Genomic DNA, 19,443 nt, shown 5'->3' with positions numbered 1-19,443 from the left:
TATAATAATTAATTATTATTATTAATAACCAGAATTCTGTTGAATATTTGGATTATTATTAATAGCTGTTTGAGGGATTGGCCACTGCCATTTATGGCTGGAAACAGGAAGACTCAACACAGGCGCTGGATTCCCTGCACCAGTAGATTCTGGACCAAAGTTAGATCTTTGGATTGGAAGAGCAAGTCTCTTCAATGTAAAGAATCTGTCTGTTTCAAATGCTAATTCCAATCTTCTTTCCAACATAATTGCATTCCAAAGAGTTTGTCCGGCTTCTGCACCAGGTACAAATCCAGTATATCTCTGTGCTCTCAATGTGTTCAATAATCCAAGAGCTCCTGCTTCATTTCCTTTTTTAAACATTGCTTCTGCAACATTTAAAACAACTTCAGCGGTTCTTAAATATTTTACATCTACTGCCTCAATTGGCTTATCAGTAGCCTGCTTGTACTTAATAACGTTATTATACGTTTTTGTAAGGAATGGAGAAGTAGTAATATAAGAGCTCTTTCTGATGTCTGTAGCAGCAAATTTATTATAGAAATCGAAGTCTACAACATACTCTGATTTAATTTGTCCACCAACAGTTTGGTTATAAGCTGAACCTGTTTTGATGTTTTCAATACTTGAGTTAAGTATTTTAAACAATACTCCATCACTTGATGTATCATTCCAGATATTCTTGAAAGTACCGATAGCTCCTACACTTGGGCTTAAAGCTAAAGCTTTCTGACCCCAAAGAATAGCATTATCATAATCACCTTTGTACAAATACACTCTTGATAACATCCCTTGGATAGCAGGTTTTCTAAGCTTACCTACGTTAGCTGTCTGTGTAATATTTTGCTCTGCAAAAAGCAAATCAGCAATAATTTTATCATATACCTGATTTACATTCAGGTTTCTTGTCACTAACTGGAATGGATCAAACTTTTCTACATAAGCAATACCTATTGAAGTACCTGCATCAGCAGATTGAGTAGGTATTTTACAATATCTTCTTACAATATCAAAGTGAGCTATGGCACGAATACCTCTTGCTTCCGCTTCAATATTACTTCTGAATGCACCTGGTGCTAAATTACCAATCTTATCAAGAACCGCATTGGCTCTTGCAGCCACTGCATACCCAGCTCCATAAACAGAAACAACTGCATCCACATCTCCTGCGAAATTGAAATTATACGCATCGTTGTTTGATCTTCTTCCCTGAGGATTCTGAATTAAGTTATCTGAAATAACATCAGGAACGATTAATTGTGTATAATCCTGCTGATAATATCCAGAAATCTTAAACGCATCATAAGCATAATCTACACCTTTTCTAAAATCACTTTCAGTTGTGTAATAGGTATCCGAAACCAATCTATCATTCGGCAATACTGTTAAGTCATCAGTACATGACGCAGCAGTAAAAGCTAATGATGTAAATAATACTATTCTTACTATGTTTTTTTTCATGAGAAAATTGAATTAGAAGTTAACTTGCACTCCCATTAGGAATGTTCTTGTATTTGGATAATTGTATAAACTGATAGATCCCGGAATAAACGCTCCATTCGCCTGTGTTTCAGAAGCTAAAGCAACTTCAGGATCTCCTGTATAGTTAGTCCAAAGAGCTAAGTTCTGACCAGAACCATATACTCTGATACTATTTACAGGAAGGGACTCACCTAAGAATTTCTTATCAAAAGTATATCCGATCTCTACTGATCTCAATCTTACGAAATCTGTTTTTTGTAAAAATGCATCTGAAGATTGAAGACCATTAACATTTGGCTTAGGTAATACATTCGTATCTCCTGGTTTCTTCCAGTAGTTAAATGCATCTGTACTCAAGTTTTGATTGTATGCAGAGAAGTCAGAAAGGTTTTGCCCCATAATATTATAGCTATACCCTCCAGTCTGGAAAGAGAAATCTGCATTTAAATCAAATCCTTTGTATCTGAATGTAGTTCCAAAACCTCCATATGCACTTGGTAAAGTAGATTTCCCTGCCAGGAATTGTGCATCACCTGAGCTGTATACATTGGTAACTGAACCATCCAGTTTATAATACAATGCATCTCCATTAGTCGGATCTACACCAGCACTCTTAACCATTTTGAACACAGTAGGCTCATCACCCACACGCATAAACGTAGTACCATCTAAGCTAAGCTGGGTAGCATTTCCATATAAGCTCTTTACATTATATTTAAGCATAGAGATATTTCCTCTTACAGACCAGTCAATATCTTTACTTCTGATGATATCTATACTTAATTCAGATTCCAATCCTTTAATTTCGATATTTCCTGCATTGGTAACACTCGAGAACAAATAACCTCCTCCTTCAATTGCTGTATTAGGAATTGCATATAAGAAATCTTTTCTGTCATCTTTAAATACCTCGGCAGTTAATTTAATTCTGTTGTTCCACATCACCACATCTACCCCTAAGTTTTGAGATTTTTTAGACTCCCATTTAAGGTTTGGCTGCCCGTAAGAATTAGATGGACCTGCTGTAGGGTCTGTACCATAATCACCTGACACTACAGTAATAAGGTTTTGGTAATCTGCAAGAGCAGATATATTACCTGTTGTACCGATACTGTATCTGAATTTAATATCATTGAAGAAAGGAACATTAAAGAAAGATTCTTTTGCTAAATTCCATGCTGCTGAAGCAGACCAGAAGTTACCATATTTATTATTTTGTCCCAGTCTTGAGTTTCCATCTCTTCTGATGGATCCTGATAATAAGTATCTACCAGCATAGTTGTAGTCAACTACTCCTAATAAACTCACATATCTTGTTGTTGTTGTATTACCGGTAATCGCAAACGGAGTAGAAGCAGAACCAACATCAGTAACATCAGGTCCTAACATTACTCTTTTTGTTCCTGATAAACTTCCGAATTGTTCCTGGCTATATTCAAATGCAGCAACTGCTGACACTTTGTGTTGTCCAAATGATCTTGAGAAGTCAAATCTATTGTTAAATACATACGTCCAGAAATCTGATCTTGTATCTCTGATAGACCCGTCCGGAGTACCATATACTTTAGCGATATCAGATCCTTTTCTAACTACGTATTTATTCTTTCTAAGATCATAAATATTTCCGAAAGTAGACTTGAATGTTAATCCTTTAAAGAATTCATAAGAACCGGATATTTGCCCTGAAATTCTTGTTCTCCAGTCTGTAGTAACCTCATTTCTTCTAAGGTCAACAGGGTTAATAGAGTTGGTTGTAGAATTAAAAGTACCGTCTGCATTATAGATAGGCTCATATGAATTCAATGTATAAATTGAATAGAATGGGCTTAATGCATTATAAGAATATCTTTGATCCTGTGTTCTAACATTAATGATACCAAAATCAAAAGCTAGCTTCATTTTATCACTAACCTTTTGGTCAAAGTTGAAACGGGCATTATATCTTTTGAAACCGTCTAATTCCTGTAGGATACCAGAATCTGAGTCATATCCTAAAGAAGCATAGTATGAATTATTTTCTCCTCCACCTCTAACGGATAGGTTATGATACTGTATAGTTGAATTTCTTAAGATATCTTTAGACCAGTCATGATCCTGTGCCATTAATTCTGCAGCTTCTGCAGGAGTATAAACCGGGTTTGGATTCACTCCTAAGCCTGACATTTCGTTCTCAAACTGAATCTTCTGAGCAGTATTCATCATTGTGAAGTTCTTGTCTTTCGGCTTATAGGCAAAACCAAATCTTGTATCATAAGTGATCGCTGGTTTTCCAGACTTACCTCTTTTTGTAGTAACTACAATCACCCCGTTAGCAGCTCTTGCTCCATATACAGCAGTAGAAGCGGCATCTTTTAATTCCGTAACACTTTCAATATCTGTTGCAGGAATTGAGTTGAACTGACGTTGAGTCATGTAAATACCATCCACTACAAATAATGGATCCGATGCTCCTATGGTAGCAGAAACATTGACAGCTCCTCTAATTCTGATAGATCCCGGCTCACCTGGCTTACCTGAATTGGTAGATACCTGTAAACCTGACATCTTACCCTGAAGCATATTCGTAATACCGGTACTTGAAGCTGACATTCTTGTAAGCTCTTCACCACCTACTACTGAAACTGCCTGGGTAATTTCATTTTTTTTCTTTTTTTGTACCCCAACTACAACAATCTCATCAATTACTTTAGTTTTTGCTGTATCTTTTTTTGTTGTCTGTGCAAAAGCAGTTTGCCCCAAGAAGAACAAAGCCCCTACACTCAATACACATAGTTTAACATTCATATTAACAAATTTTAATATATTTTAGCAACAAATATGTTAATAAATATTAACACTAGCAAATTTTTCACATTGATAAAATAGTACATTTTTAACAATTCACACAGCATTGAGCTTAAATTATAAACATTTAATAATTTTTAACGTAAAAAAATATGTAAAAATTAAAATACACTCAAAATAACACATATTAAACAATTAATTCACAGTTTATTTTTTTTTATTTATAATGGTTCTAAATTATTTTGTTATTAAAAACCGCTTTTTTTGAGGATAAAATGACTACAAAATAGCAAATTATCCTTCCTGACACCACGTTTCCAATACATTACATAAAACCACAATCATCAGCAACAAAACAAAAAACAAGAATATCTGAAAAAAAAAAAAAGGAATAAATACAAAATAATGAAACCTAATAATTCACCGTATGGTTAGCTATAAAAGCAAGTTACGCTATTCAACAAGCATAAAACCGACTCATTCCGCTTCATCTATCCACGCTCATCGATTAAATAAAAAATAAACCAATAAGCAATTTATGGTTTATAAAATTAACTACACCGATTTCATTTGAAACAAAATAGCACAAAAAAAACTGCCGTTTCAGAGAAACGGCAGTTTAATAATATACTTATTTATGATATTATTTTAGCTTCTTTTTAACAGCTACTTCTTCATAAACTTCAAGAATATCTCCGATTTCAATATCGTTATATCCTTTCAGGTTCAGACCACATTCGTAACCTTTGGTTACTTCCTTCACGTCATCTTTGAAACGCTTCAAGCTTTCAAGCTCTCCGTCAAATTTAACAATACCATCTCTTAATACTCTTACTTTAGAGTTTCTGGCTACTTTTCCTGAAAGAACCATACAACCTGCAATTGTTCCAACCTTAGAGATTTTAAATACCTCTCTGATCTCTACATTACCGATAACCTGTTCTTTAATTTCAGGAGAAAGCATACCTTCCATAGCTTCTTTCACTTCTTCTATCGCTGCATAAATTACAGAATAGTTTCTGATCTCAATTTCTTCTCTATCTGCAAGATCTTTAGCATTTGCACCAGCTCTTACGTTAAATCCGATAATGATAGCATCTGACGCGGCAGCCAAGTTAACATCAGATTCTGTAATCTGACCTACTCCTTTATGAAGGATATTAACATTAATCTCACCTGTAGATAATCTTTGTAACTGATCAGATAGTGCTTCCACTGAACCGTCCACGTCACCTTTCAGGATAATATTTAATTCCTTAAAGTCTCCTAAAGCAATTCTTCTACCTAATTCTTCAAGTGTAGTATGCTTCTTCGTTCTGATCGAAAGTTCTCTCTGAAGTTGCTCTCTCTTATTAGCAATAGTCTTAGCTTCACTTTCATCTTCATATACCTTAAACTTATCTCCTGCTGTTGGTGCTCCGTCTAATCCTAAAATAGTTACAGGAATAGATGGCCCAGCCTCAGTAAGGTTTCTTCCTCTCTCATCAAGCATTGCTTTTACCTTACCGTGGTTTTTACCAGCTACTACATAATCTCCAACTCTTAAAGTTCCGGTCTGTACCAACATAGTGGCAACATATCCTCTTCCTTTATCTAATGAAGCTTCGATAACAACTCCCTGAGCATTTCTATCCGGATTAGCTTTTAAATCCAGCATTTCTGCCTGAAGTAATACTTTCTCCAATAGAACATCCATATTGTTACCAAATTTTGCGGAAATTTCCTGCGCCTGAACATTTCCTCCCCATTCTTCTACAAGGATATTCATCCCTGAAAGCTGCTGTCTGATATTATCAGGGTTTGCACTTGGTCTATCTACTTTGTTCAATGCGATAATCATTGGTACTCCTGCTGCCTGAGCGTGAGAAATAGCTTCTCTTGTCTGAGGCATTACATCATCATCAGCTGCAATTACAATGATAGCAATATCCGTAATCTGAGCACCTCTTGCTCTCATCGCGGTAAATGCTTCGTGACCTGGTGTATCTAAGAACGTAATTCTCTGACCGTTTTCCAATTTCACATTATAAGCACCAATATGCTGTGTAATCCCTCCGGATTCTCCTGCAATTACATTTGTTTTTCTGATGTAGTCAAGTAATGAAGTTTTACCGTGGTCAACGTGTCCCATTACCGTAACGATTGGAGCTCTGCTCACTAAATCCTCTTCATTATCAACTTCATCTTCGCCTTCGCTTTCTTCAAGATCAGCATCAGAGAATTCAATTTTATAACCAAATTCATCTGCTACTAATAATAAGGTATCAGCTTCCAATCTCTGGTTCATGGTAACCATTACCCCTAATGAGAAACAAGCAGAAATAACTTCTGTTGGCGAAACATTCATTAAGCTGGCCAATTCACCTACTGTAATGAATTCCGTTACCTTAAGAGTTCTGTCTTGTGCTTCAAGCTCTTGCTGACGCTCATCCTGCTCTCTACGGTACGTTCTCTTATCTTTTCTGTGTTTAGCAGATTTAGACTTACCTCCTTTGTTAGTAAGTTTTTCAAGAGTTTCTTTAATCTGGTTTTTAACTTGTTCGTCAGTTAATTCAACTGGCATAACTCTTTGACCAGGTCTGTTGTTTTGGCCTCCTTTCTTGAAGCCACCACCTTGACCCTGACGGTTTCCTCCACCTTGGTTGTTTCCAAAACGGTTTCCACCTCCCTGACCACCTTGTCCTGGGGGACGGTTTCCTTGACCTCCCTGACCTGGAGGACGGTTTCCACCTTGTCCGCCATTGTTGTTATTCTGACGGTTTCCTTGGTTTTGACCACCCTGGTTGTTATTATTTCCAGAATTCTGATTATTCCCCTGGCCTTGTTGATTATTATTCGGACCGCCGGGTTTTTCAATTCTTTTTCTTTTCTTTTTTGCTCCAGAACCTGGTTTTGGCGCAAACTGAGTTAAGTCTATCTTTTCTCCAACGATCTTAGGACCGTCAAGCTTCTGATAAACAGTCTCAATCTTTTGTGGTTCCTGAGACTCCGGTTCAGCCTCAACTTTAGGAGTTTCCACTTTTTTCTCCTCTACAACCGGTTTTGGAGTTTCTTTTATTGGTTCCACAGGTTTTACTTCTTCTTTTTTCTCCTCCATTTTTGGTTTGTCTTTTTTCACAGGTCTATTTCTAGATTCTATCTGAGACAAATCAATCTTATCCAAAACTTTAAATTCCTGCTTTTCAGGCGCTGTTTTCACTTCCGGTTCTTCTTTCACTATTTCTTCTTTCTTTTCTTCAACCGGTGTTACTACAGGAGCAGCAGGGGTTTCTTCAACTTCAGGTTTACTAGGTTCTAAATCTATTTTACCTAAAATTTTAGTTTCTGGTTTATTAGCTTTAGCTCTTATCACTTCAGGGGTTTTCTTTTCTTCAATTTCCAGCTTTTCTTCCGGAACTTTAGTAATCACCACCTCATGGGAAGCTTTTCGCTGTTCGCCATCCTTGGCAAACTCAGCTTCCAATGCAGAATATGCCGCTTCTTCTAATTGAGCGTTAGGATTGCTTTCAACTCCAAATCCCCTCGATTGTAAAAATTCTACTAATCTGGACATCGAAATATTGAATTCCTTAACCGCTTTATTTAATCTAATTTTTGGCATTTATATTATTTACTGTTTTTTAATTTTTAAAATTAAAGTATTTCCTTTTTACTGTTTATTAAAATTTATTTAAATCTTAATCTTCAAATTCCTCTCTCAGAATACGTTTTACCTCTTCAATTGTTTCTTCTTCAAGGTCAACCATATTTAAAAGACTTTCAGTTTCTTTATCCAATACTGATTTTGCAGTTGTAAGTCCTACTTTTCTAAATTCATCCAAAATCCACTGCTCGATATCGTCATTGAATTCTCTTAATTCAACATCGTCATCCTCGCTAGCTTCTCTGTATACATCAATCTCATATCCTGTCAACCAAGAAGCCAGTCTGATATTTTGACCTTGTTTTCCAATTACTTTAGAGATTTCCTCAACCGGAGTATATACCAATGCATAGTTAGTATCCTCATTGATTTCAATCTTATTAATTGTAACATTTCCTAAAGCTCTCTTCACCAAAATCTCAGGGTTTTTAGACCACTGAATAACATCGATGTTTTCATTTCTCAACTCTCTTACAACACCATGAATTCTGGATCCTTTCACACCTACACAGGCACCTACAGGATCAATTCTGTCATCATAAGCATCTACTGCAATTTTTGCTTTTTCTCCAGGAATTCTAACGGCCTTTTTCAAGATGATTGTTCCGTCCTGAATTTCAGGAATTTCCAGTTCTAGTAACTTTTCAAGAAACTTAGGTGCAGTTCTGGAAATAATAATCTGCGGTTTAGAACCTTTAAAGTCTACTGTTTCAACAATAGCTCTGATATTCTCACCCTTTTTAAAGAAGTCGGATGGGATCTGATTTTCTTTCGGTAAAATAAATTCATTCTCTTCATCATCCAACAAAATCACGTGCTTATGACGGATGTGGTGAATTTCTCCTACAACTATTTCCCCGATTTTATCTCTAAACTGTTCATACAGCATTGCATTATTGTGCTCCTGAAGTTTTGTAGCCAAAATTTGCTTTAGGGTAAGGATATTTCTTCTTCCTAACTGCGCAACAGGAATTTCCATTGTAAAGTCTTCTCCTACTTCAAATGTAGGATCTATTTTTTTAGCCTCAGAAATTTCAATCTCCAGATCATCGTCTTCAGACATTTCGTCTTCTACAATTGTTTTATTTAAAAATATCTGAAAATCTCCTTTATCAGGGTTTACAATCACATCAAAATGGTCATCTGAATCAAATCTTTTTCTCAAAAGAGTTTTCAGTGAGTCTTCAATAATTGCCATAAGATCAATCTTACTGATCCCTTTTTCGTCTTTAAAATCACCAAAGGATTCAATCAACGCTATATTATCCATCTATTCTTTTTTCTTTTTTAAAATTTAATTACTGCCAATGCTTTTTTGATCTCAGAGTAAGGAATTTCTTTCTCCTCCTCTACATCAACCTTCCCTTTTCCGATATCCTTCGGCTTGCGATACCGTAGAACAAGGGTGATCTTTTCTTCATCTACTTTAGATAATTCTCCTTCAATTTTAGAAGAGTCTTCCAACATAACCTCAATCTCTCGTCCTAAATTCTTCCTGAACTGTCTTGGGATAGACAACGGCTCACTAAGTCCTGCAGACATCACCTGAAGGCTAAAATCATGCTCCTCACGATCCATATTGAATTCCACCGCACGACTTGCATCAAGGCAATCTTGCAAAGAAACTCCATTGTCACCATCTAAAATCACTGTAATGTCATCCCCTGCAGAAAATTTAAGATCAATAAGAAACAGATCTTTTCTGGTCTCAAGGAATTCATTTAATAATTCTTCAATTCTTTTTCTAAACTCCATACATTGTTTTATCTTGATTTATAGTACGAAAAAAGGCTTTCTTTCGAAGCCTTCTCATTTTTCCCGTAAATCCATTGCAAATATACGCTTTTTTTCTAAAAAAGCAAAATTATCTTATTATCAAGCAAATAGCACAAATTCTATTTACATGAAATTAAACGGGCATATGAAAGTATTTTTATTATTTTTGTCTTGAATTTTAAAAACCAAACATTTTGAATATAACGATTGTAGGAACAGGTTATGTAGGGTTAGTTACAGGAACTACTCTGGCAGAACTTGGCAATTCAGTATACTGTGTTGATATTGATGAAAAAAAAGTTGAAGGTATGAAAAACGGCGTAGTTCCCATCTATGAGCCAAACCTTGAAGAAATGTTTCTAAGAAACATCCAATCTGAAAGATTATTTTTCACTACCAATCTTAAAGAGGCCTTAGACAAAAGTGAGGTCATTTACCTGGCACTGCCTACCCCTCCCGGTGAGGATGGTTCAGCAGACCTTTCCTATGTTCTCCAGGTAGCCAATAATATTGGTGAGATGATGACAGAATACAAAGTTATTGTCAACAAAAGTACGGTACCCGTAGGAACTGCTGATAGAGTAAGCAGCGTCATATCTTCCAAAACAAACATTCCTTTTGATGTAGTTTCAAATCCGGAATTTTTAAGAGAAGGTTTTGCTGTAGAAGACTCCATGAACCCATCAAGAGTGGTTGTAGGAGCAAGCTCTGAAAGAGCCAAAGACATTATGTCTAAAATTTATCAACCCTTTACCAATACTGGGATTCCGATCATCTTCATGGATGAAAAATCATCAGAACTTACTAAATATGCCGCTAATTCATTCTTGGCAGTAAAAATTACTTTCATGAATGAAATTGCCAACTATTGTGAAAAAGTAGGTGCAGATGTAGACAAGGTAAGACTGGGAATGGGAAGTGATGACAGAATCGGGCACCGGTTTTTATTTCCGGGCATCGGCTATGGAGGAAGCTGCTTTCCTAAGGATGTAAAGGCGCTTATCAAATCCGGAAAACAGGAAGATTTCAACTTCCAGATTTTGGAAGCTACAGAAAATGTAAATACGACACAGAAGGTAATTCTGGTTTCTGAGATAGAAAAATATTTCGGAGGAAATATTAAAGGCAAGAAAATTGCTATATGGGGGTTAGCTTTTAAAGCCAATACGGATGACATTCGGGAAGCCTCCTCTTTAGATAATATTGCCCTGTTATTGGAAAAAGGAGCTGAAATCATAGCTTATGATACTGTGGCAGAAAGCAACGTACAGAAACTTATTGGGGATAAAATACAATATGCAAAAGGAATGTATGATGCTCTGGAAGATGCGGATGCCCTATTCATTTCCACAGAGTGGCCTGAGTTTAAAAATCCTAATTTTGAACTCATGTCGAAAAAAATGAAGAATAAAGCTATTTTTGACGGTAGAAATATGTATCCGTTAGAAGTTCCTGAGCAGAATGGATTTTACTATAAAAGTATAGGAAGAAGAACAATTTTAAAATAGACAAAATGAAAAATATAATTATTACTGGAGGCGCCGGATTTATCGGTTCACATGTTGTAAGAGAATTTGTAAAGAACAACCCGGATAGCATGATCATCAATCTTGATGCTCTTACTTACGCTGGAAATTTAGAAAACTTAAAGGATATTGAAAACGAACCTAATTATATTTTCGAAAAAGCTGACATTACAGAACCTGAAGAGTTAAGAAGGGTTTTTGAAAAATACAATCCTGATGCGGTGGTACATTTAGCAGCAGAAAGTCATGTAGACAGAAGTATTACAGACCCGATGGCTTTCATTAACACGAATGTAAACGGAACAGCTAACCTTCTTAATCTTTGTAAGGAATTCTGGACTTTAAACCCGGATCATACTCATGGAAGATTTCCGGATGAAAAAAGAAAAAATTTATTCTATCATGTATCTACCGATGAAGTATATGGTAGCTTAGGAGAAACAGGATTCTTTTTAGAAACCACATCTTACGACCCTCAATCTCCATATTCCGCATCAAAAGCAGCTTCCGACCATCTGGTAAGAGCTTATGGTAACACGTATGGAATGCCTTTTATAGTTTCAAACTGTTCTAATAACTATGGGCCCAATCACTTCCCTGAAAAGCTGATTCCTTTATGCATTTCAAATATCATTAATGAAAGACCTTTACCTATATATGGTGATGGAAAGTATACAAGAGACTGGCTTTTTGTAATTGATCATGCCAGAGCTATCCAGCAAGTATTCAATGAGGCAAAAACAGGAGAAACCTATAATATCGGAGGATTCAATGAGTGGCAGAATATTGATCTGGTAAAAGAGCTTATCAAACAAATGGACGCTAAATTAGGAAAGCCGGAAGGTCATTCTGAAAAGCTGATCACTTTTGTAAAAGACAGACCAGGTCATGACAAGCGTTATGCTATTGATGCTACCAAACTTAATAAAGATTTGGGCTGGAAGCCTTCAGTAACGTTTGAAGAAGGTCTTGGAAAAACGATAGACTGGTATCTTGAGAATAAAGAATGGCTTGAAAATATAACCAGCGGAGATTACCAAAAATATTACGAAAAACAATATAACTAGTATCCATACACCAAAGGAACTACGTATGAAATATAATCAGACCTCTCTTCCATATATTTTATTAAGAGAATCTAAAAGAGCCTGATTCTATTTTATAAAAAGCATAGAAAAACAGGTTGGAAATCTCTGAAATGGCGATTTAAAATCATACAGACTATGCAGTAGAGAACATAAAAAAATAAAAAGATGAAAGGAATCATATTAGCCGGAGGATCCGGAACAAGACTATACCCTTTAACCATTGCAGTAAGCAAGCAGCTAATGCCTGTTTACGATAAACCTATGATCTACTACCCTCTTTCCACGCTTCTTTTAGCAGGAATTAAGGATATATTGATCATTACTACTCCTCATGACCAACCTGGATTTATCAAACTTTTAGGTGATGGGTCCCAGATAGGATGTAATATAGAATATGTTGTACAGCCAAGTCCGGACGGGCTGGCACAAGCTTTTATTCTCGGTGAGCAGTTTATCGGCAACGATTCCGCAGCATTGGTTCTGGGTGATAATATTTTCTACGGCTCTGAGATGGGAACTTTATTAAAAAACAAAACCAACCCTGAAGGAGGTGTTGTTTTCGCATACCATGTAGCAGACCCGGAAAGATATGGTGTTGTAGAATTTGATGATGACTTTAAAGCAATATCTATTGAAGAAAAGCCTTTACAGCCGAAGTCAAACTATGCCGTTCCCGGTTTATATTTTTATGACAACAGTGTGGTAGACATTGCCAAAAACATTCAGCCATCTGCAAGAGGTGAGCTGGAGATCACAGATCTAAACAATGTTTATCTAAGCCAGGGAAACCTTGAAGTGGGTGTACTGGACAGGGGTACCGCATGGTTGGATACAGGAACTTTTGATTCCCTTCATGATGCTTCAGAATTTGTAAGTGTCATCGAAAAAAGACAAGGCTTCAAGATAGGATGTATTGAAGAAATTGCTTTCAGAAATAAATTCATCAATGAAGAAAAGCTACTGGAAACAGCGGCTAAATATGGCAAAAGCGGCTATGGTGAATACCTGAAACAGCTTGTTCGTAAATAACAAAAAAATTTGTAAATCCCACACACTATTGGCTTTATGGCCAATAGTTTTTGCTTATAACAACAAATATCAATATATTAGTTGTTGATTTTCGTTTTTATGTGAACAATTATTCATAAAACGAAGAAATACGGTAAGAATTAATTATTATAAATTTGTAAAAACTTACACAGATGAATGAACCACAGCAAAAGTGGACAGAAACAATTGAAACCAATCACTCTTTATTTGATATCCAGCTTAAAGAAGTATGGAGGTATAAGGATCTGATTTATATGTTTGTCAAAAGAGATTTTATATCAAGCTTCAAACAGACTATTTTAGGACCGATCTGGTTTTTTATTAATCCTATTTTAACCACAATCGTATATCTGGTTGTTTTTGGTGCTATTGCCAAACTACCTACAGATGGCGCTCCACCAATTTTATTCTATCTCGCAGGTGTTACTCTCTGGAATTATTTTTCAGCATCATTACTGGCTACCTCAAGTACATTTTTAGGAAATTCGGCAATTTTTGGAAAGGTATATTTCCCTAGATTGGTCACTCCCTTATCAATTATTATTTCAAACTTCATGCGTTTTTCGGTACAGTTTTTACTGTTTCTTCTCGTATGGGGGTATTATCTAAGCCAGGGAAAGGTACATCCTAACATATGGATTCTGGCAACCCCTTTTCTTATTGTGTTGATGGCTTTTTTTGCACTGGGTGTCGGAATGATATTTTCAGCACTTACGACGAAATATAAGGATCTCAGTATGCTTCTAGGATTTGGAATTAGCTTATATATGTATGCTACTCCTGTTATTTATCCTACCTCAGCTTTACAGGGGATCTTTAAAAAATTAGCTTTCTATAATCCTCTTACAGGCATATTCGAATGTTTTAAATACGCATGGCTGGGGGTAGGTAACTTTTCACCATTAATGCTGGGTTTCAGCACAATAATTATCATCATTCTTTTACTGATTGGAGTAGTTGTTTTCAATAAAGTTGAAAAAACTTTCATGGACACAGTATAAAATGACAATTAACAATTTATTAATCAAAAATCAATTAATATATGCTGGCTTTAAAAGCAGAAAATATATCAAAACAATATCGCTTGGGGCAGGTAGGAACTGGTACATTATCTCACGACCTTAATAGATTTTGGCACAAAGTAAGAGGGAAAGAAGATCCTTATCTGAAAATTGGTGAAGCTAATGATAGAACTACAAAAGGGGAATCTGAATATGTATGGTCTCTTCGTGATATTAATTTTGAAATTGAACAGGGAGATGCTGTAGGAATCATTGGAAGAAACGGAGCTGGAAAATCAACCCTCTTAAAACTTTTAAGTAAAGTAACCAAACCTACCACCGGTAAAATATATACCAATGGGAGGATCGCCTCTCTTCTAGAGGTAGGTACGGGATTTCATCCTGAAATGACAGGACGTGAAAACGTATTTTTAAATGGTGCCATTTTAGGAATGACCCGAAAGGAAATTAAAAGCAAATTTGATGAAATTGTAGACTTTTCCGGGGTAGAACGATATATTGACACTCCTGTAAAAAGATATTCCTCAGGAATGTATGTCCGTCTCGCTTTTGCAGTAGCAGCCCACTTGGAATCTGAAATTTTAATTGTAGATGAAGTTTTAGCTGTAGGAGATGCTGATTTCCAAAAGAAATGTCTTGGAAAAATGGGAGATGTTACGAAAGGAGAAGGAAGAACTGTTTTATTTGTAAGCCACAACATTCTTGCTGTAAAAAAACTTTGTAATAAAGGAATCATTTTAGAAAACGGACAGTTGGCATTTGATGGAAATATTGACAAGGCCATTAAGGTTTATAATAGTGAATCTTTAAACAGGGATACATTTATGAAATGGGAAGAAAGTGATGCTCCTGGAAACAGCTTAGCTAAAATTCTATCCATTAAAGCCTTCTGTGAATCCAATGAATTTAATATCAATGAAGATATCACCCTGGAGTTTGATTTCATCAATTTTGTTTCAGGTCAAAAACTGAATATTTCATTTTCTGTTTTCACCGAAGATGAAATCTATGTCCTATCATCTCCAAACATTTACAGACCGGAATACAGTGCTGGAAAACATACTTCTTACTGTACAATTCCCAAAGATTTACTTAATTCCGGGGTATACTACATCAGTGTATTACTTGTTGGAGAAAATTTTACGATTATCACTGAATTAGACAAAATAATCAGATTGGAATTAAAAGATGTATTGGAAGGCAGAAGCGATTATATGGGACGATGGAATGGCGTTGTACGACCAAAACTAGAATGGAAAAATGATTGATCGCGTGAAAAATTTTTTCCGGTCTAAAGAAAAAGTAGATCTTCTTCTTTATGATTCTATATTTCCAAATCCACTTTCAGGATTTAGAATGGCAGAATTTTTGGCTCTTCTCAGTCATTATCAACATTCTAAAATTATTGTTAATCCCACCGATTACGAAGTAGTAGGCCAACCGGATTCTCAGCATTTACTAGACTTAAAAGCGTTAGAAAAAAATTCAGAATTAGTATATCACAAGACCCGATTGGGTTCTGTAGCAGATATATTACATTATGATGCAAAACTTTTCTATTGTGTTTTTCTGAATGTCATATATGACTGTTTGCCATACCTGGAAAAGAATAAGACGGATTTCATTTTCACATTATACCCGGGAGGTGGTTTTAATATCAAAGATGAGTCTTCATTACGAAAATTAAAGAAGGTCTTAACCTCTCCTTGCTTTAAAGGAGTGATTGTCACACAGGAATTTACCCGAAACTTCATCATTGAAAAATTAGGCTGTCCACAAAACAAAATTCATTACATTTTTGGAGGAATTATACCTCAAAATTCACACAATGTAAAAAGAGAACGGGTTTATAAAAAAGAAGATTCACTGAATATTTGTTTTTGTTCAGCAAAATATATGGCTCAGGGACTTGATAAAGGGTATGATATATTTATTGATGTAGCCAAAATGTTGCTTAAGAATAATTATAATGTCAAATTCAGTGTTATCGGTGGATTTGATCAGGATGAAATACCTCTTGATGAATATTCTAAAGATTTTATCTTTTACGGCTACAAAAAATATGAAGAACTATCCGAAATATTTTTAGAACAGGATATAATCATTTCTCCCAACAGACCATTTGTTTTAAACGATGGTTCTTTCGATGGCTTTCCTCTGGGAGCGGTTGTTGAAGCAGCCTTAAATGGAGTCATTCCCATTCTAACCGATGAGCTTCAGCAAAATTCTCATTTTACAGATAGTGAAATGATTATTACTAAACCTGATGCAGAAGCAATTTTCCATTCTATTGAAGGTTTGATTAAAAATGAGAAAATTGTACATTTAATGTCAAATAATATTCAGTCGAAAAGTAAGAAGATATATTCTCATGAAAATCAACTCAATCAAAGATTAAAAATTTTAGACATTTATATATGATTAGTGTAACCCAACCTTTTCTTCCTCCACAAGAAGAATATGAAAAATATTTAGATGGCATCTGGAAGCGTAACTGGCTCACTAATATGGGCCCTTTAGCCAGCCAGTTAGAAATGCAGCTTAAAGATCATCTTAAGCTCAACCATTTGCTTTTTGTAACCAATGGGACAGTAGCTTTACAAATGGCTCTTAAAGCATTAGAAATTACAGGAGAAGTTATTACAACTCCATTTTCCTTCATAGCAACCACAAGCACTATTGTATGGGAAGGCTGTACTCCTGTTTTTACAGATATAGATCCTAATTCTTTATGCATAGACCCTTCAAAAATTGAAGATGCAATTACAGAAAAAACAACGGCAATTCTTGCTACCCATGTTTATGGCAACCCCTGTGATGTGGAAGCTATAGAGATTATTGCAAAAAAACATAAGTTAAAAGTGATATATGATGCAGCTCATGCTTTTGATGTAAAAATAAATGGCAGATCTATTTTTGAATATGGTGACATTTCAACATGTTCATTGCATGCAACCAAGCTTTACCATTCTATTGAAGGAGGTTTGATAATTACTCAAAATGCTGATTTACTTAAAAAACTAGCCTCTATCAGAAACTTTGGTATTTCAGGATATGACTCTTTTTCAGAATTAGGAATCAATGGCAAAAACTCTGAATTTCATGCTGCGATGGGATTAGCCAATCTGAAATATATTTCTGATATACACGAAAAAAGAAAAGCATTAACAAGACTTTATGATGAAAAACTGAAGGGATTGAAGGCTTTCAGACCGCGCTGGCATCAAAAAGCTAATGAAAATTTCGCTTATTATCCCATTATTTTAGAAAGTGAGGACTTGTTGTTAAAATTAAAAGCGGAACTGGATAAAAATGAAATCTTCACCAGAAGATATTTCTATCCTAGCTTAGCTTCAGCACTACCTTATCTTTCCAAACTAGAACTTCCTATAACCGAAGACATTTCAAAAAGATCTCTTTGTTTACCTTTATATTATGATCTGACGTTTGAAGAAGTAGATTTAATTTCAAGATTAATTTTAAGAATACAAAATAATTAATTTATGCTAATAATAGGAGCTAAAGGTTTTGCAAAAGAAGTATTAGAAGTTTGTCATCAAAATTCAGAGCTGGACAACCTTGCATTTTATGATGATGTCAATGATGATGTTACCGGTAAGCTTTATGATAAATTTCCAATATTAAAATCAATAGAAGAAGCTGTAGAATATTTTAAGTATACTGATAACAGATTTACTATTGGCATCGGAAATCCTATTCTTAGGGAAAAGCTTTATAATAAATTTACAGAAATAGGAGGTATTTTTACTTCCACGATAGCAACAACAAGTATTATAGGACATTATGAAAATGTTATTGGTGAAGGATGCAACATTATGCAAAGCACAGTCATTACTAATGATGTTAAAATTGGCAAAGGAGTAATTATTAATCAAATATCTTCTATAGGACATGATGTTTCTATAGGTGATTTTGTTGAAATTTGTCCCAATGTTTCAATATCCGGAAACTGTTTTATAGGAGATAAAACATTTATTGGAACCAACGCTGTTGTTCTTCCGAAAGTTAGTATTGGAACCAACGTAATTATAGGCGCAGGTTCTGTAGTAACTAAAGATATTCCAGACCATTGTACAGCAGTAGGGATACCTGCCAGAATACTTACTAAAAATTAATATAATGTCAGATCATCCTTTGGTAAGTGTTATTATGATTACTTATGGTCATGAGAAATTTATTGAACAAGCTATAAGCAGTATTATACAACAAAACTATGATGGAAACATAGAAATTATCATAGCTAATGATCACTCACCCGATAATACTGACGAAGTAATAGTGTCTTTTTTAGAAAAAGCCAAGATTCCTGAGAATTTTATTGTAAAATATACCCGACATGAAAAAAACAAGGGAATTATGCAAAATTTTTCATGGGCACTTACTGAATGTCGGGGCAAATACAATGCAATTTGTGATGGTGATGATTACTGGATTGATCCATTAAAGATTCAGAAACAGGTAGATTTTTTAGAAAAAAATCCAGATTATTCCATTCATAGCGGTCTAGCACAATTATTAGAAAATGGAAATCTGACTACTTTTATTGGAAATCCACTTCGTAAAAAAACATATGAAATAAAAGATTTTTTTTCGAAAAACAATTTGATTTCCTGCACATGTATGTTTAGAAAAAACAAAATAGACTTTCACTATCTTGAAAATATTTATTTTGGAGATTGGATGGTTTATATAAATACCTTAAACTCATTCCCAAATTCTAAAGCATATGTTTCGGACGAATGTTATTCTGTTTATAGGGTTAATGATATGGGAACAATGGCACAAATAACCGGAATAGGAAATGATGAAAAACACTTTTCACAAATTTTAAGAATACAGCAACTATTTAAAACACGATATACCCCTGAAGATGTTAAATTGATTAACAGATATACATTGAATTTATACGTGTATTATCTGCTACATCACCAGTTTAAAAAAATGCTCACTACAGTTTTGAAAAACTTCAAACTTGTCCGTTTTAACTTTCCAATACGTAAATATCTTTCTTATTTCCGCTATAGAAAACACTTATCAACTCCTAATTAAGT

At 35.0% G+C, this 19,443-nt stretch carries 14 protein-coding genes; 9 read left to right on the top strand and 5 right to left on the bottom strand.

What is annotated here, in order from left to right:
* Window positions 1–21: 21 nt before the first annotated feature.
* From B8967_RS14135 to rimP, 5 genes are all read right to left on the bottom strand, one after another.
* The gene (locus B8967_RS14135) at window positions 22–1,461 is read right to left on the bottom strand and encodes a RagB/SusD family nutrient uptake outer membrane protein (RefSeq protein WP_084086527.1); all 1,440 of its coding nucleotides are present in this window, start codon (window positions 1,459–1,461) and stop codon (window positions 22–24) included.
* A 12-nt stretch (window positions 1,462–1,473) separates the two neighbouring features.
* Window positions 1,474–4,266 carry a SusC/RagA family TonB-linked outer membrane protein gene (locus B8967_RS14130; RefSeq protein WP_084086526.1) on the bottom strand — a complete coding sequence of 931 codons (2,793 nt, stop codon included), beginning with the start codon at window positions 4,264–4,266 and terminating at the stop codon, window positions 1,474–1,476.
* Between the two features lie 643 nt (window positions 4,267–4,909).
* Window positions 4,910–7,867 carry a translation initiation factor IF-2 gene (gene infB, locus B8967_RS14125; RefSeq protein WP_084086525.1) on the bottom strand — a complete coding sequence of 986 codons (2,958 nt, stop codon included), beginning with the start codon at window positions 7,865–7,867 and terminating at the stop codon, window positions 4,910–4,912.
* A gap of 76 nt (window positions 7,868–7,943) precedes the next feature.
* On the bottom strand, window positions 7,944–9,179 hold the full coding sequence (gene nusA / locus B8967_RS14120; protein ID WP_047484955.1) for a transcription termination factor NusA: 1,236 nt from the start codon (window positions 9,177–9,179) through the stop codon (window positions 7,944–7,946).
* A 17-nt stretch (window positions 9,180–9,196) separates the two neighbouring features.
* Complete coding sequence (gene rimP / locus B8967_RS14115) at window positions 9,197–9,664, bottom strand: ribosome assembly cofactor RimP (protein WP_047484954.1); 468 nt, start codon at window positions 9,662–9,664, stop codon at window positions 9,197–9,199.
* Between the two features lie 215 nt (window positions 9,665–9,879).
* Between rimP and B8967_RS14110 the strand changes: the two genes are divergently transcribed.
* The 9 genes from B8967_RS14110 (at window position 9,880) to B8967_RS14070 (ending at window position 19,441) form a co-directional block, all read left to right on the top strand.
* A complete protein-coding gene (locus B8967_RS14110; protein WP_047484951.1) occupies window positions 9,880–11,193 on the top strand; it encodes a UDP-glucose dehydrogenase family protein in 1,314 nt (437 codons plus the stop codon).
* A 5-nt stretch (window positions 11,194–11,198) separates the two neighbouring features.
* Window positions 11,199–12,278, top strand: coding sequence for a dTDP-glucose 4,6-dehydratase (gene rfbB, locus B8967_RS14105; protein WP_047484949.1), 1,080 nt, complete (start codon window positions 11,199–11,201; stop codon window positions 12,276–12,278).
* Between the two features lie 186 nt (window positions 12,279–12,464).
* On the top strand, window positions 12,465–13,328 hold the full coding sequence (rfbA, locus tag B8967_RS14100; RefSeq protein WP_084086524.1) for a glucose-1-phosphate thymidylyltransferase RfbA: 864 nt from the start codon (window positions 12,465–12,467) through the stop codon (window positions 13,326–13,328).
* A 173-nt stretch (window positions 13,329–13,501) separates the two neighbouring features.
* Window positions 13,502–14,350, top strand: a complete 849-nt coding sequence (locus B8967_RS14095; protein ID WP_084086523.1) for an ABC transporter permease — start codon at window positions 13,502–13,504, stop codon at window positions 14,348–14,350.
* Between the two features lie 41 nt (window positions 14,351–14,391).
* Window positions 14,392–15,639 (top strand): ABC transporter ATP-binding protein, encoded by a 1,248-nt coding sequence (locus B8967_RS14090; protein WP_084086522.1) that lies wholly within the window; start codon window positions 14,392–14,394, stop codon window positions 15,637–15,639.
* Between the two features lie 4 nt (window positions 15,640–15,643).
* Window positions 15,644–16,792, top strand: a complete 1,149-nt coding sequence (locus B8967_RS14085; RefSeq protein WP_179140065.1) for a glycosyltransferase family 4 protein — start codon at window positions 15,644–15,646, stop codon at window positions 16,790–16,792.
* A complete protein-coding gene (locus B8967_RS14080) occupies window positions 16,789–17,871 on the top strand; it encodes a DegT/DnrJ/EryC1/StrS family aminotransferase (protein WP_084086520.1) in 1,083 nt (360 codons plus the stop codon). The genes B8967_RS14085 and B8967_RS14080 overlap by 4 nt, the downstream gene beginning before the upstream one ends.
* A 3-nt stretch (window positions 17,872–17,874) precedes the next feature.
* A complete protein-coding gene (locus tag B8967_RS14075) occupies window positions 17,875–18,507 on the top strand; it encodes an acetyltransferase (protein ID WP_084086519.1) in 633 nt (210 codons plus the stop codon).
* 4 nt (window positions 18,508–18,511) lie between these two features.
* Window positions 18,512–19,441, top strand: coding sequence for a glycosyltransferase (locus tag B8967_RS14070; protein ID WP_084086518.1), 930 nt, complete (start codon window positions 18,512–18,514; stop codon window positions 19,439–19,441).
* The last annotated feature ends 2 nt before the right edge of the window (window positions 19,442–19,443 follow it).

Source organism: Chryseobacterium sp. YR221 (genome assembly GCF_900176315.1).
In the GTDB taxonomy this organism is placed as follows: domain Bacteria; phylum Bacteroidota; class Bacteroidia; order Flavobacteriales; family Weeksellaceae; genus Chryseobacterium; species Chryseobacterium rhizosphaerae.
Note: the sequence above shows the minus strand (reverse complement) of the source record. Positions and strands in the feature narration are given on the sequence as shown.